At 49.9% G+C, this 15,363-nt stretch carries 13 protein-coding genes; 11 read left to right on the top strand and 2 right to left on the bottom strand.

Going from position 1 to position 15,363, the window contains the following annotated elements; translation table 11 throughout:
• Positions 1 to 561: 561 nt before the first annotated feature.
• Positions 562 to 1,638, bottom strand: a complete 1,077-nt coding sequence (locus tag AC506A_RS17200) for a Gfo/Idh/MocA family protein (RefSeq protein ID WP_495462239.1) — start codon at positions 1,636 to 1,638, stop codon at positions 562 to 564.
• Between the two features lie 4 nt (positions 1,639 to 1,642).
• Positions 1,643 to 2,731: an FG-GAP repeat domain-containing protein gene (locus AC506A_RS17195; protein WP_495462238.1), complete on the bottom strand. Its 1,089-nt coding sequence runs from the start codon at positions 2,729 to 2,731 to the stop codon at positions 1,643 to 1,645.
• A 181-nt stretch (positions 2,732 to 2,912) separates the two neighbouring features.
• Between AC506A_RS17195 and AC506A_RS17190 the strand changes: the two genes are divergently transcribed.
• The 11 genes from AC506A_RS17190 to AC506A_RS17140 all read left to right on the top strand — a co-directional run bounded on the left by AC506A_RS17190 (position 2,913) and on the right by AC506A_RS17140 (position 15,353).
• Entirely contained in the window at positions 2,913 to 3,740 is an 828-nt protein-coding gene (locus tag AC506A_RS17190) for a helix-turn-helix transcriptional regulator (protein ID WP_495462237.1), read from the top strand.
• Positions 3,741 to 3,812: 72 nt separating this feature from the next.
• The gene (locus AC506A_RS17185) at positions 3,813 to 5,429 is read left to right on the top strand and encodes a response regulator transcription factor (protein ID WP_495462236.1); all 1,617 of its coding nucleotides are present in this window, start codon (positions 3,813 to 3,815) and stop codon (positions 5,427 to 5,429) included.
• A 31-nt stretch (positions 5,430 to 5,460) separates the two neighbouring features.
• Positions 5,461 to 7,188 carry a sensor histidine kinase gene (locus AC506A_RS17180; protein WP_495462235.1) on the top strand — a complete coding sequence of 576 codons (1,728 nt, stop codon included), beginning with the start codon at positions 5,461 to 5,463 and terminating at the stop codon, positions 7,186 to 7,188.
• A 141-nt stretch (positions 7,189 to 7,329) separates the two neighbouring features.
• Positions 7,330 to 8,292, top strand: coding sequence for an ABC transporter permease (locus AC506A_RS17175; RefSeq protein ID WP_495462234.1), 963 nt, complete (start codon positions 7,330 to 7,332; stop codon positions 8,290 to 8,292).
• A 14-nt stretch (positions 8,293 to 8,306) separates the two neighbouring features.
• Positions 8,307 to 9,209: a carbohydrate ABC transporter permease gene (locus AC506A_RS17170; RefSeq protein ID WP_495462233.1), complete on the top strand. Its 903-nt coding sequence runs from the start codon at positions 8,307 to 8,309 to the stop codon at positions 9,207 to 9,209.
• A gap of 190 nt (positions 9,210 to 9,399) precedes the next feature.
• Positions 9,400 to 11,430: a type 2 periplasmic-binding domain-containing protein gene (locus AC506A_RS17165; RefSeq protein ID WP_495462232.1), complete on the top strand. Its 2,031-nt coding sequence runs from the start codon at positions 9,400 to 9,402 to the stop codon at positions 11,428 to 11,430.
• 137 nt (positions 11,431 to 11,567) lie between these two features.
• Positions 11,568 to 12,131 (top strand): hypothetical protein, encoded by a 564-nt coding sequence (locus AC506A_RS17160; protein WP_495462231.1) that lies wholly within the window; start codon positions 11,568 to 11,570, stop codon positions 12,129 to 12,131.
• A 112-nt stretch (positions 12,132 to 12,243) separates the two neighbouring features.
• A complete protein-coding gene (locus tag AC506A_RS17155) occupies positions 12,244 to 13,113 on the top strand; it encodes a phytanoyl-CoA dioxygenase family protein (RefSeq protein WP_495462230.1) in 870 nt (289 codons plus the stop codon).
• A 610-nt stretch (positions 13,114 to 13,723) separates the two neighbouring features.
• The gene (locus AC506A_RS17150; RefSeq protein WP_495462229.1) at positions 13,724 to 14,461 is read left to right on the top strand and encodes a class I SAM-dependent methyltransferase; all 738 of its coding nucleotides are present in this window, start codon (positions 13,724 to 13,726) and stop codon (positions 14,459 to 14,461) included.
• Positions 14,452 to 15,075, top strand: coding sequence for a hypothetical protein (locus tag AC506A_RS17145; RefSeq protein WP_495462228.1), 624 nt, complete (start codon positions 14,452 to 14,454; stop codon positions 15,073 to 15,075). Before AC506A_RS17150 ends, AC506A_RS17145 begins: the two co-directional genes overlap by 10 nt.
• Before the next feature lie 35 nt (positions 15,076 to 15,110).
• The gene (locus tag AC506A_RS17140; protein WP_495462227.1) at positions 15,111 to 15,353 is read left to right on the top strand and encodes a hypothetical protein; all 243 of its coding nucleotides are present in this window, start codon (positions 15,111 to 15,113) and stop codon (positions 15,351 to 15,353) included.
• Positions 15,354 to 15,363 lie beyond the last annotated feature (10 nt).

Here is a 15,363-nt window from a genome sequence, read left to right as displayed (position 1 = left end):
CCAACATGCACAACCGCACACGCACAACCTCAACATGCACAACTTCAACACACACAACCCAACACGCACAACTCCAACGCACTCGGAAAATTCTAACGAACCCTACAGGTCTTATTTCGGCAATTATGGCTGCTAAAATAATCTAACGAACCGTAGGGGTCTTATTTAGCCATATTTCGAGTAAAAAGCACACTTTTGGAGCAAATAGCGCCTCTACGGTTCGTTAGCCATTTTTAGGCGTTTATTTGGGCCAAATAAGGCCCGTGGAGTTCGTTAGAATTTCACACGGGGAAAACGGGGGTTCCGAGCGCCCATCGCCGAGTGCCAATCGCCGAGTGCCAATCGCCGAGTGCCAATCGCCGAGCGAAAGCGCCAATCGCAATCGCCAAGCGCCAGCGCCAAGCTCAATCGCCAAGCGCCCAGCCCAAGCGCCAGCACTGAGTGCTAAGCGCCAACGCTAAGCGCCAACGCTGAGCGCCAGCGCCAAGCCCAAGCGCCAACGCCGGGCCCGATGCGCCCAAGCGCCAGCGCCGAGCCCAATCCCCGAGCGCCAGCGCCAACCTACGTGTTCGCGGGCTGCTGCCCGTAAGTGCGCGTCATAAAATCAATGTAGGAGCGGGCGAGGATGAGATCCTCTAGCGCCTCCTTGGATGTGCATGGCGCAGGGCGATCGCCGCGCACGGCTGCGAGGAAGTTCAGCGCCTGATTGCGCATCGCCGAGACGTTCGGCATGATCGGCTGTACGATTTCCGGCGCGCCGAGCTGCGGATTGTCCTTGTATATCGTCACTTTGCCCGCCTGCTGACGAACGAGCGGGGCTGGCAGATCAACGCGGACGAAGCCTTGCTCGAACGTTGCGATAACCTGCTCATGCCATTCGATCGACGTTTGATAGGCGGCCATTTCAAGCGAGACGGTTACGCCGCTCTCGCTCTCGCCGACTAGCAGCACACCGGCGCGGTCACCGAAGGTCAGCTTGTAGTTCTCGCCTAAGAAGAAGCGGATCGCATTGACTTGGTGAATATAGTAGTTCACGAATGCATCCAGATCCCGCGTCTGCTGATCCGTATAATCCGCGGGACCTTGCTCCAGCACGAGCGATGGATACGGCTCGCCGGCACTCAGCGGCATATCGGCTCCGGCAATCCAATCGCCTGGCGGCATTGCAACGCGAATACTGCGCAGCTTGCCGTAATCGCCGCTTGCTCGCCAAGCATCGACTTCCTTCTTGGCGCGTTCCATCGCAGGATCGGACCGTTTATGGTAACCGACCATATGAAGCGTGCCGGTTTCTTCGCTGATGCGCACCAGCTCTCGCCCGGCTTCAACGGTTAAACAAAGCGGCTTCTCGGTGAAGACAGGTATGCCGGCTCGCAAAATATCCGGAATAAGAGCAGGATGATGCCGATACTGCTGCGGCGCCACGATGGCGTCCACTTTTGCCTGAGCGAGCAGCTCATGATGACTCGCATACACTTCCGGAATGCCATAGCGATCTGCTACCAACCGCGCAGATTGCGGCCGCACCTCAGCGAGCGCTACAACCTCGCACTGATCACGCAATACCGAATAGTTGCTGAGATGTGCCATCTGCCCCATGCCGCCGCCGCCGACAAATCCGATTCGTAATTTGCTCATTCGACTATCCCTCTCTTTTTCCATGATTTTCGAATAGATATAATCCGTCCTTGCCCGGAGCGACGATGTCGGGATACCCGTTGCTGGTCAGATCCTGCACCCAGAAGTAGATGCCGGCTCCTGACGCCTCGCCTGCAGGGCCAAAGTCGATGACATGCTTCTTGAACTTGCCGCCATCCAGCTTGTAATAGTAGATGCCAATGGGATCATGTGCCCCCGGATCGCCGTCATTATGAGCGCGGTATCGCTTGCCCGTGATGAGCTCCAGCTCGCCGTCGAGGTCAAGATCAACGAGCCACAGGTCATGGAACTGGGAGCCCGACATGTCGATTTCATGCTTCGTCCACGTCCGAGATCCGTCCGCAGCCCGGCCTTGCTCATACCAATGCAGCCCGTAATCATGCGCTTGGCCGACGATCAGGTCAATCAGTCCGTCGCCATTGACGTCATGGCCGAGCACGGGCACGCTTGCGCTGCCAAGCGAGAACTCGGCGTGGAAGGTCCACAGTCCGGCAAAAGGATCCTCAGGCTGCTCCAACCAGCCGCCGCACAGCACAATGTCCATGCGGCCGTCGCCATTCACATCGACGAACCCCATGCCATGGCCGCTTGCCCCTTCACTAATAACAACCTTCTGAAACTGTCCGGTTCCACGGCCATCCGCATCGCGAACCAGCTTGTAGAAAGCCTGCGGCATCCCCGGCGTGTTCGGGAAGATTTCCGGCACGCCGCAGCCGTCAATATCGTAATAACGAATCGTCTCGATGCTTCCGCATTTGTCGATATCGAACGTTTCCCAAGCTGTGCCGGTTTCGCCCGGATTGCGGCGCCAGCGAAGCGTCTCGCCCCACCATGCGCCGGTAATGATATCGAGTCGTCCGTCGCCATCCACATCCATCGGATAATCGGAGAAATCATCGTGATACTCCGAAATCTCCAATACATCGCATATAAAATGCTTCTTCTCATAGTCCGGCCCTTCATACCAATAGGCGCCGCTGACGATATCGGCAATGCCGTCTCCGTTCACATCAAACACAGCACAAGCCTCGTATTTCTCTTCGGACAGCTGTCTCTTCTTGAATTGAAGCAAAGCACGCACGCTCCTTAGCAAACTATTTAATGTTGTACGAAATCGGCTTTCTGAATTATGCTGAAAATACAGATTGCAAGCGTTATCTATATTAAGGTTATGTCATCCGGCCAAGAGAGACAATAAGTGAACTTGGGCGAAAAACTATCCATTCTTGCGCGGGGGTAAGGAGGAATCCAGCATGGGGGATTCGACAATATTTCGTAGATTGCCGCTGTTCCTGGCAGGCAGCTCGTTTGATTTAAGCGGCGATCCGGACCGGTTCCTGCTGGAGCTGCACAAGCATGATGACCACAGCGAAATCTTGCTGATCGAAGAAGGCGAAGGCGAGTTTGAGATCGACGGGAAAAGCTGCACGGCAGGAGCCGGAACGATGCTTGTCTATCATCGCGGCGTGTGGCATAAGGAGCAGTCAACCAAGCATCCATTTCGCGCAACCTATATCGGGTTTAGAGAACTGCAGGTCGAGGAGCTTCCGCCGGATTTCTTTCTCCCGCCTGACGCTGCGCCAATCATTCATCTGCATGATCAATTGCCGGTCATCCGCAATTTGATGCGTGATTGTATTTCGGAGTTTAGCAGGGGAGAGCCGGAATCGCAGACCATTGCGAATCATTATTTGGGCATACTGTTTGCTAAGCTGGCGCGGATCGCTCATTACAGCGATGCGGCGGACCGGGCGCGGGTGCCCTCGAAGGAAGCGGTTTGGAAAGCAAAGCGGATCATGGAGGAGAACTACAGCGCTCCGCTCACGCTGGAGTCGCTTGCCGAGGAAACGTACTTGAATAAATACCACCTGGCGCATCTATTCAAGAATGAGATGGGTGTAAGTCCAATCCAGTTTCTGATCTATTGCCGAATGGAGGCAGCTAAGCGGTATTTGCGCACGACAACTCTTCAAGTCAAAGAAATTGCTGAGATCGTCGGTTACCAGAGCGAGCCGTCCTTTTATAATGTGTTTATGAAAGTGAACGGCGTTACGCCGCGGAAGTATCGGGATGGCGGATAGGGTATTGTGTTCCTTGCTCTTTTGTTGAAATAATGGAGATAGCAGTTCATCCGGGGATAAGGAGTGAATGCGATGTTCAGATTATTCATCGTGGATGACAACAAATACGAACGGAATACCATCAAAGAATTGATCGATTGGACGTCGCTTGGCATAGAAGTAGTAGGACTTTTCACGAACGGATTGGAAGCGCTTTCCCGTATGGATGACCTCAGACCTCATATCGTAATTACAGATATCGCAATGCCTCTAATGAACGGAATAGAACTGTCCGTCCGAATCAGGCAATCGCATCCGAACGTCAAAATCATCTTCGTCAGCTCCCACACCGATTTCGAATTTGCCAAATCCGCCGTCGAGCTTGGGATTTATGGTTATGTGCTTAAGCCGATTATGCCTGATGAGTTGGAGCTGGCGATTCATAAGCTTCTTGCTGAATTTACGCAGCAGCACCGTGAGCAAATAGAGAAAGAGCGAATGCTGAAACAGCTGGAAGGGATGCTTCCGCTTGTGCAGGAACAATTTCTGAAGGAAGTGCTTCTGGGTAACTTCCGCAATAAAGAAGAAATCCTGGACAAGATTGAATTCCTCGCGCTCCCGATCGTCGATCATGCGAATATGAGCGTCATCTCCATGAATTTCCTAGCCTCAGATAGCAAGCGGGAACACCGAAGCGCCAGAGATGCCTACTTTCTCTCCTACTCCATGAAGAACCTGATCTCTAAAGCTGGAAATGTCTCCAGATCGATGTATCCGGTCCAAATTTCGGCGGACGAGTATGCCGTTATTGTTTTCGATCTTGAAACCGACAGGCAGGACGTCATCGACGCGGCAGTCCAGATTCATACAGCGATTAACGGAGAGCTGGGCATCAATACGACGATGGGAATCAGCAAGAGCTCCCGTGAGCTGACAGAGCTGGAGCACTTGTATCAGCAATCGCAGCAAGCGGTAAATACGCGGTTTTACAGTGGAAGCAACCCCATTATTCGTTTCGAAGAAATCGACGATCGTTCGGACATTCCTATGGAGGACATGCCGAGCTTGGTGGAAGTCTACCAGGATATGAAAGCACTCATGACGTTCGGAAACGGACAAGACGTCGAGGAATTTATCGATAAGTACTTGAACGCCGCTAACGTGAGGCAAGGCGAGAATTATGTGAAGGGTTTCGCGCTGCTCTGCTCCCATCTGTCAGGTATCCTGTTTATGGAAGCAAACCAGTCTATGAAGGACATTTTCGGCGACAACATGGCGGTGTGGGATAAATTGAACCGGATGAGCACCAAGGAAGAGGTCGTACAGTGGATCAGGCAATCATTCGAGGTGATTAAGGAGCGGGTGACCGACCGAAACAGCTCCAAGAATGTGAAAATAATCGCCGCGATCAAACAGATGATCCATGATAACTACCGCGATCAAATCTCCATCGAGGAAATTTCGAAATCCGTTTATTTGAGCGGCCGCCACGCCAACGGATTGTTCAAGAAGGAAACCGGACAGACCATCTTCGATTATCTGGTCCAATTCCGAACGGATAAGGCGAAGCAGCTGCTCAAGGAAGAAGGCAGCAAAGTCGCGTCAGTAGCGGAAGCTGTCGGTTATGTGAGTACATCCTACTTCATTCTGGCGTTCAAGAAAAACGTAGGCATGACACCGGCTGAATTCAAAAGCAAGGCCGCGCTTTAAAGCTCATGGCAGTAAGATCGGGGGCGAAACGATGTTCAAATTGAATCGGTTGAGGTACCGGCATAAAGTCGCGGCGATCATCTTCGTGTTTGCGCTGCTGCCTATGCTCGTGCTCGGTTCTTTCCTGACAAGCCGGATCTACAGCAGTAAAGTAAAGGATATTTTGGCCGAGAAGCGAACGCAGCTTGAAACCAGCGTGAACAGCGTGAATGCCATGCTGGACTCCAACGTCAATAAAGTCGAATTCATTAACAACAACTACTTCATTATCAATTATTTAGAGACAACTTATAAGGATAATAATTTAGTCCGCATCATGGATTTTAGCGAATATCTGCAGAGTGTTATGAAGGCTGCCAAAACGGAGAACATCCAGACGGAGATGGTCATTTATGCCCTCAAGGATACGAATTACGACGGGGAATACATGCGAAGCATCGTCAATTTGGAGAATGAACAAATAGATGCTGCGACAAGTCTCAAGGACGCCATCTTGAACACGAATAACTCAGAACTTTTCTGGCTAATTAAGAAAGCGAAGCTGAATGTCCACTCTACCATTCAGGCAGATTACATCTATGCCTATAAAAAATTGATTTCGCTCAACAAGCCGCTCGCCATTATCGAAATGCGCGTCCAGCTGAATCAGCTTACCGGCTTCTTCCCGCATGACATCCCTAAAGGGAGTTATATCAATTTCGAGGGAGCCGGACAATATGGTGATTATCAGCTGAGGGCTGACGCCGACACGAATCCGGAATCTTCATTTTATGTACTAAGCCTGCCCTTACACACACCGGTCGGCCACATTTCCTGGTACATTCCGAAGAATCTCGTTTTCCAAGAATTGAAATGGTATTGGGTTTCTGTTGGCGTTATTTTCCTCATTATCATCGCCATTCTCATCTTTACAGTCGAGGTCGTCTCGTACTATTTGACCAAGAGACTCGAAACGCTGCTTCGCAAAATGAACAAAAACGTGGAAAGTCTCATAAGCGATGACGATACGGTACTGACCTATACCACCCACGACGAATTTGAGAGAATGGGCAATTCTTATTTTGAACTGATCCTGAGAGTCAAAGAATATTACAAACGAATCACGGATTACGAGCTTGAACGAAAGATGCTGGAGACGCAGTTGCTTCAGGAGCGCTTTAATCCACATTTCCTCTACAATACATTGTCCACGATTCGTTCGATTAGCGGGGACAAGCAGGTGAAGGACGTCATCAACTCCATGGTCAAATATTACCGAATCGCCTTGAACAAGGGCAGCAGCATTGTAACGATTGTTCAGGAGCTCGAAATGATTGAGCAGTACTTGCGTCTTCAGAAGTTTGCATTCGGTACCGAATTCCACTACGACATCGAATATGATGAGGAAATTGGTTACCGACCTGTTCTCAAACATCTGCTGCAGCCGGTCGTGGAGAATGCTGTCTTGCATGGGTTAATCGGACGAGAGACAGGCGGCATCGTTCGAATATCGGCTAAGCAGGAAGGTGACGATGTCGTATTCGCCATATCCGATAATGGAGCAGGAATGGAGCCTGCCCAGATCGAGCAGCTGCTTGAAGGCGAAGCTAACGGACTGTACGGAGGTTATGGAATGAAGAACGTAAGGAAGCGATTGGATATCTTTTATCCGAAGCTGCACAAGCTGGAAATCCAGAGCGAGCCCGGTAATGGCACGACGGTTATGATTCGGATTCCGGCTGCTATCGACGAGGGTTCCTCGTTAGAATTAGCCCGTTGAACCTGCGCGAGTGTGCAGGTTTTTTTTTATCACATTCTCCTGATTCTTATATCACATTTCCGCATATTAGCTTTAATTAAGCGCTTTCAATAGGTATGCTAAATCCAAGTCAACCAATTGCGTTTAGGAGGGTGAGTTAAAGTGAAGGCGGTTACAACCAGTGAAGGAAACATCGCTGCACCTGTTATGCTGTCGAAGAAACCGAATTGGAAGCGAAAGATGAAGAAGAGCTATTTTGCTTATTTATTAATGCTTCCTTCCGTCGTCCTGACGCTCATTTTCAGTTACTTGCCAATGCCTGGTATCCTGGTTGCTTTTCAGGATCATAATATTTTCGCTGGATTGTGGCATAGTCCTTGGGTCGGTTTTAAGCACATTAATGAGGTGTTTCACGTCCCAATGCTAAGGCAAGCGATACTGAACACACTAATTCTCAGCATGCTCACAATTCTCGTCAGTTTTCCGGCTCCGATCATTCTCGCGCTTCTGATGAACGAGCTTCGTAACGGGCTATTCAAACGATCGGTGCAAACGCTAAGCTACCTGCCGCACTTTCTGTCCTGGATCGCGGTCGTCGGCTTGACGTATTCGCTTCTTGATATCGATGGACCCATTAACGATTTGAGAATGATGATCCTCGGCTCAGGCGACGAACGATCGATGTTTTTGTCCAATCAAGCGCTATTTGTACCCTTGCTCCTCCTACTGAGCGTCTGGAAGGAAGTCGGCTGGGGGACGATCGTATTCTTGGCTGCGATTACGTCGATTGACCCCAATTTGTACGAAGCGGCGAAGATAGATGGCGCCAACCGATTCAAACAGCATTTATACATTACGTTACCAGGGCTCAAAACGACGGCAATCATCATGCTGATTTTCACGCTTGGATCGTTATTTGGAAGCAACTTCGAGCTTGTCTACGGGATGCAGAACGCCTTCATTGACTTCCCTGTCATCTCAACAGTCGTCTATTCATCAGGCATCCAGCAAGGTAACTATTCGACAGCCGCCGCGGTTGGTTTTATCGAAGGCGTCGTTGCATTCTCCCTCATCATCGCTACGAACAAAATCGCCAAAAAGTTGTCCCAGATCTCGATCTTCTAAAGGAGCAGGCGCATATGAACCATGAATCCACGTCATACAAAATATTCAAGGTCGTGAATATCGCTTTCCTGTCGGTACTGGTGTTCGCGATGATTTTCCCCTATGTGAACGTCCTGGCTCTTGCATTCAACGATCCAATGGATTCCCAATTCGGCGGTATCACGATTTTCCCGCGGGTGTTCACGTTGGATAATTTCACGCTCTTGTTCGCGAATGACGAAGTGATCCACGCGCTTTGGATTTCACTTGCACGGGTAGCGGCAGGCACGGCAATCGCGGTTATCGTTCAATATTCCTGCGCTTACGCCTTTACGTTGAAAGATGTCTTCGGCAGAGGCGCTCTTCTTGTCTTCTTAATTATTCCGATGTACTTCAACGGCGGCTTGATTCCGACTTACCTGATCTACTCGGAGCTGCACATATCCAACACATTCTGGGTGTATATCCTTCCGGTGGGCTTTAGCCTATATAACATGGTCATCATCCGTTCTTATCTTTACACGATTCCCGAGAGCTTGGGAGAGTCGGCCCGGATCGACGGAGCGAACGATTGGACGATCATGACTCGCGTCTACATGCCGCTGTCGATGCCGATCATTGCCGTCATGACGCTGTGGACAGCAGTCAACCATTGGAACGATTGGACGACGACGCTCTATTACGTCACCGACCGCAAGCTGTTCACGATGCAATATATCCTCATGCAAATATTGAAAGAGGGAGAACGCGTAGCCAAGCTGCTGGAAGAATCAATCATCAAGGGGATAAACATCACTTCTACGGGTCAGGCACATACGACGCCGCAAGCGATCCGGGCGGCGAACATTATTATCACGACGATTCCGATCGTCATCATTTATCCGTTTCTGCAGCGCTTTTTCGTAAAGGGAGTCACGCTTGGGGCAGTGAAAGAGTAGAACGATCCTTACTATTTTCAGGAGGTGAGTCAGGAACGTCAAGCCGTTAGCATGATATCCAATTCCGCTTAAGGGGTACATCGAAGGAGAGGGGGACTGGAGAAACACGCTTGGTAGGCGAGTTGCGTGCGAATTCTTATATTTCATGTATGATGCCAAACCGATACCGATAAAATCAGGAGGCTAAACGATGAAAAATAGAACCAGAAAAACGCTTTCCGTGTTACTTTCAGTGATCATGGTCGTTACCATAATCGCTGGATGCTCGAATGGCAATAATAATACCAATACCAACACCGCCAAAAACGAACCGGCAACGAACACGAGTACGAATACAAGCACAGAGACGACAGACGAAACCGATTCGACGAACACCGCTGCAGAGCCTGCTGCGTACTATGACATGCTCGACACAGTATCCGACAGCTCCGAACTGCCGGACTGGACGGGCAAGCAATTGAATTTGAAAGTTTGGTATACGCACGGTCCTGGCGATGCTAAACGTCCGGTCGCAGACAAAGACGTCGTTTCTCCTGAAATCAAACGCGTAACCGGCGTTTCCTTCGATAAAGACGGCTCGTTCGACAACGGCGGCCAAGACGTCAAAGTCAAAATGGGCTTGCTTAACGCTTCCAACGATTGGCCGGATATCGCCTTTGTCGACGGCGACATGGCTCCTTTCCAAGACTTGATCAAGGCGGGCAAAGTGTATGACCTAACCGATGCGATCGCCAAGTACGCCCCGCACGTGGCGAAGAGAATGCCGTTCGACGTGTTCCCACTTATTGAAGAACAAATTACGAGCAAGCATCTGGACGGCAATAAAATTTGGGGCTTCCCAACGATGGTTGGTAATCCGGACGGCTCGATCAAGCAGTTGAACGCTGACTTTGTTCCTCCAAGTCCGCTAAACGGAGCGGGAGGCAACAGCTTTGTCTGGGTACGTGACGATCTTCTGAAGATGCTTTATCCGAACGCCAAAACGCAGGATGAATTGGAAGCGCTGTACATTAAGAATGGCAAATTCTCTCATGAAGACATATTCGATGTGCCAATTAAATCGACGGACGATTTGGTCAAATTCATGTACGATATGCAGAAGCTAATCAAAGACAAGGACATTAAGGAAAACGGTAAACCGGTTCAAGTCAGCTACGCCTTCGGCGGCGGAGATAACTGGGCCTTGATGACTCAATTCTTCAGTTACCTTTACCGCATGCCTGCAGGCAACACATACTTTACGTACTACGACAAGGCAACGAAGAGCATTCAGTATGAATTTCAACAAGACTGGTTCAAAGCCGGTATCGCGCAATTCAACAAGCTCGTGCGCGACAAAGTCATGGATCCAAACTCACTCCTCGAGAACAACGCTACCCATCTCGAGAAGCTGAACAATGGTCAATATGCAATGCCATATCCGTACGAATCGCCGGATGCTGCTGTATTGAAGGCTGCAGGCAAACCGTACCGCTACAGAAAATTGTGGATCGACCAGCCAATTGACCTATCCAAAACGTTCATTCCGAGTGGGCAGAACGGAATCAACTTCTCGATCATGATCTTCAAAGACAAAGTTTCCGAAGAGGATTTGCCGCAAGTCATTCGTTTCTTGGACTACATGATTTCCGAGACGGGCGAGAAAATGTACGAGTGGGGTCCTAAGAGCGCAGGCTTGTTCGAAGAGAAGGACGGCAAACGCGTATTCACGAACAAAGACTTAGAAAACGCCATGGTATACACCGATCAAACCAACGGAGCTCAGATGTCTTATAATTTATTTAATACGCGCATTGCCTCGACGGACGGCTACGGTTTCGCATGGCCATATTACCCTAGTTACATGTGGGGAGCGGGTCCTTTGGCTCCATACAACAACTATGACAGAGTCTTAAATGCAGGCGACGCGCTCGGCTTCTTCGACCCGGGTAACCTTCCTGGTCAAGCGCAATCCAATTTCGAAACGAAAGTGAAGAAAGACTATGAAATTTGGAGCTTCTTCGGCAGCGTTCCTGAGGCGGATGCCTTCTGGAAAAACCGCGATGCCTTCGAGAAGGCATTGACGAAAACGATGGCGGCCAAGGACGACGCACAATTCGAGTCCATGTGGAAGGCGTTCCAAGCGCTTGCCGTTCAACAAGGTGCCGACGAGAAATCACTGGAGGCCATGACAAAATACTTCAACGAACAAAACAAAGATATCTTAGATACGATTAAGTAGCATACAGGTATAGGCTTAATAAGGGTGAAGGACCGGCGAGAGAGCGCCGGTCTTTCGCTCTTTTATATGCAGTAAAGTAACCTTTTACTGTAAGTTATCGTCTGGTGGATAAGAAGACGGACCAGTAGGAGGACGTTATGAAATCGATGATCATGATTATGTTGATGTTGGTGTTATCAGCTTGTGGCAGCTCGGGCAGTAAGAATCTTGAGGAGGCTGCCATTGACCCCGCCCTACAGAAGAAAATGTCCGCACCGCGGCTGCAGTACAAAGATGATCTGTTCGAGATGAAGCTGAACATCGCCAAAACAACCTTTACCAAAGACGAGCCGATCGTCTATTCGGCCAGTTTGACCTATGTCGGCGATGGCGATTCCATAACGATTTGGGGCGGCCACACCTATGTCGGATTCACCATTACGGATGGGAAGAAGTTCGCAATGGAGGGTGCCAACACAAGCGAATTAGCAGCGACTAAGCTCTCGAAAGGGAAGACGATCGAATATCCATTCTTCAAAAGCGGCGGTTATAGTGCCGATGATCCCGATGCTGACTTCTGGCAAGCATTCTATGCCGAGAAGGAGCTGCGGCTTCCGCCGGGCACCTATTATATCTCAGCGGTATGTGTTTTCTCACTTACCCAGGATGTTGTGGATAGTCATTATAATGGTGAAGTTTATACGACGATAACCGTGGAGTAGATGAAAGATTTAGCGGAAGTTATGATAAATTTGTGGAAAGGGAAATAAATACATCTGGAGCCTCAGATGTTACATTTATCACGTAAGGACTACAGGTTATGGAGGTATCGGAATGGCCATTCACCGTGTAACGCGTGGAAGTTTAACCAACTTGCAGCTGGAGCAGTACAATCGGGACGGGTACCTGATTTTGGAGGATTTACTGAACGATGAGGATATGGCAGCGCCGAGACAGGCTATGTCTGATAAGGTAACCATGATTGCCGATGATTTGTTTGCAAATGGGCTGATTACGGACAAATTGGAGGATGAACCCTTTCCATATCGGCTCGCGAAGCTGTTTGCCGAATTAACGGATAAGGACTTTCTCAAATTCGGACGCGGGTGGAGAGACCGGCTTGAGGGGTACTACCATCTCATGAGTAATCCGAAAATCATTGATGCCGTAGAGTCGCTGATCGGCGATGAAATCTTCGCAAGCCCTGTATATAATGTGCGTCCAAAAGTGCCTCGTGTGGCGGCTGGTGCCGTGCCTTGGCATCAAGACAAATCCTACTGGCCGGATTCCAATGCGAATCCAGTCATCACTGTATGGATCTCTTTCGTAGATGCCACACTCGAGAATGGCTGTCTCCATATTAAGCCGCGCACCCAGAACACGAAGCTGCTGGAATGGCACTCGGAGTCTTACAGCGGAACAGGCTATACCGCGCTGCACGAGAACCAGCTTGGTTCTCGTAAAACCGTCGCGCTGCCGGTAAAGGCAGGCACGGCCATCTTGTTCAACGACCGGCTGCTCCATATGTCGACGCCGAACAATTCCGATCATGTCCGCTGGAGCGTGGACCTGCGCTATCAGCCGACGGATCAAGATCCAATGCCGCAGCACGGCGCAGGGTTCCTAGCCAGAAGCAGCAAGTTCTCCGAGCGCGTTGCGACACTGGAAGACTGGCTGGCCGATCGGCCGGAGCATGAAGGATAGACGGAGGCTCGCGGAGCGCATCGCTCCGCACGCGGGTTGACCGCCGACGTGTGATCGAGCACCACGTGCCGTGATGGCAGTGCCGGGAGGCGCGCGTGGTGCGGAAATAAGATGCTTAATAGGCAAGCCACTTAATGTGGCTTGCCTATTTTAGCTGCAGCTGCATAGAACTTAGCTTCATAGTACGCATTTCATAGGACGTAGCTTCAAAGAAGGCCTTTCATAGGCCGCGCGGCCGCTGAAGGACGACATCGGCTCGTTGCAACTAGCAGCAGGTACGCTAACGAACCATACAGGTCTTATTTGGGCCAATTTCAGAGGTTTCAGATTCTAACGAACCGTGGAGGTCTTATTGCAGCTAATAAGGCTCCAATTTGCCCCCATAACACCAAATAAGACCTCTGTGGTTCGTTAGATTTTTTTCGGCGTTATTTTACCGCAAATAAGGCCCGTACGGTTCGTTAGATAATTCTGCATGCTCTGTATCCGAAGCGCAGCTTTAACTAAGATAATGCCTACACGCAGCCTGATTTCAGCAATTTCCAAGCGAAAAAGGAAAATGTTGTTGGTTTGCGAAATAAGTAAATGAGAGAGTAGGTGCAGCGACGACATGAACCGTTTTGCTAAAGCCAGAGAGCAGGAAACGAGGTACCACCAAGAGTTCTACCGGGAAACGGAGCTGTTTACACCCGGAACTTGGCTCGCCAAGCCGGTTGCAACGGTCATGAATTTGCTGCAGGAGCTTAGCCAAAGCAGACCGCTCCATGTTCTTGATCTGGGCTGCGGAGTTGGGCGCAACAGTATTCCGATCGCTCAGGTCGTTCAATCTGCGGGAGGATCAGTCGTTTGCGTCGATTTGCTCCCCATTGCAATCGAGAAACTAGAGCAATATGCTGCTCGATACGAGGTCGAAAGCGCTATTCAGACGGTGGTGGCGGATGTTGAGCACTATGAGATTTCACCGCATGCTTTTGACTATATCGTCGCTTGCTCTTGTCTGGAGCATGTTTCGAATCTCGACGCTTTTCAAGCGGTCGTGAAGCGGATGATCCGAGGAACGAAAGATCAGGGGATCAATTGTATCCTAATCAATACAGAAGTGGTGGAATATGATATTGAGCTCGGCGAACAGCGCCCCGGCGTTATAGAGCTGCATCTGAGGACGGAAGAGACAATCAATCTCTTGAGAGAGCTCTACCGTGATTGGGATATACGGATTGTAAGCTATATCCCCCAGTGCATCACCGAGAAGAAGAACGGACGAGCCATCGAATTTAGGGGCAATTGGCTTACCTTTGCGGCGCAGCAAAGAACTTTACAATCGGAGGAAGAATCCCATTGCACATAAGAGGCATCATTCTAGAAGGTTACTCTAATGCTGGCAAAACCTCGCTGCTGCGGGCAATCAAGAAACTTCAATCGCAGGATGAAACGGCAGAAAATAGCGTCGTCGTCCTCGGCGAGCATTATTCGCAGGTTTTGAATAACGTCCAAGGATCGTACGAGCGGTTGTCGCGAGAGACACATCTGCAGCTATTACGAAGCAGAGTCGACATGTTAAAGCAGTTAAATGATTGGGCGGTCTATCTGGGGAAGCATGCTCGGAAGTCAAGAGGACTATTTTATGTGCTGGAGCGGTTCCACTTGAATCACCGGGTTGCTTTTGCAGAGGAAGATGCGACTGAGATTACGAGACTTGAAGAGGATTTGGCAGCGCTAGGCGCGAAATGCGTGCTGCTCACGATTTCTCCAGAAGTGACGGAGGAACGGATCAAGAGCAGAGTACCGTCAGAATGGGTCAATAAATCCGAAGCTGAAGTCAGACAAGCATGCCAGGAGCTGCTGGAAACGCAAGAGCAGTGCCGCATTCATGCGCAATTGTCCAAAGTGCCTACCGTGGAAATCAATACGGATAAGAAGAATTGGGATGAGCTTGCGAGGCTCATTATGGATCAAATCTAAGCATGATAATTTTCAATCCTGCTTAAGGGTATAGAATGGAAAATAAAACCTATATGAAGCTCGGTGCGATCTTTATGATGGTTGGCGCAGGTATCTACACGATCGAGCGATGCGTGAAGATGATTGCTTATGCAGTGGCGACCGCGAGCAGCGCAAATATGGATTTGTATGCAAATCATCTTGGGGGCGTCGGCCTGTTTTTCGGCAACTTCTTCGTCTGGTTCTTCTTGTTAATCGGATTTGTACTGATGGCTTTTGGATTTCCATCAAGAAAATAAGAGGAGGTTT

Source organism: Paenibacillus sp. N22P23, from assembly GCF_059383735.1.
The sequence above is the reverse complement of the archived record's forward strand: the minus strand, read 5'-3'. Positions and strand labels throughout refer to the sequence as shown.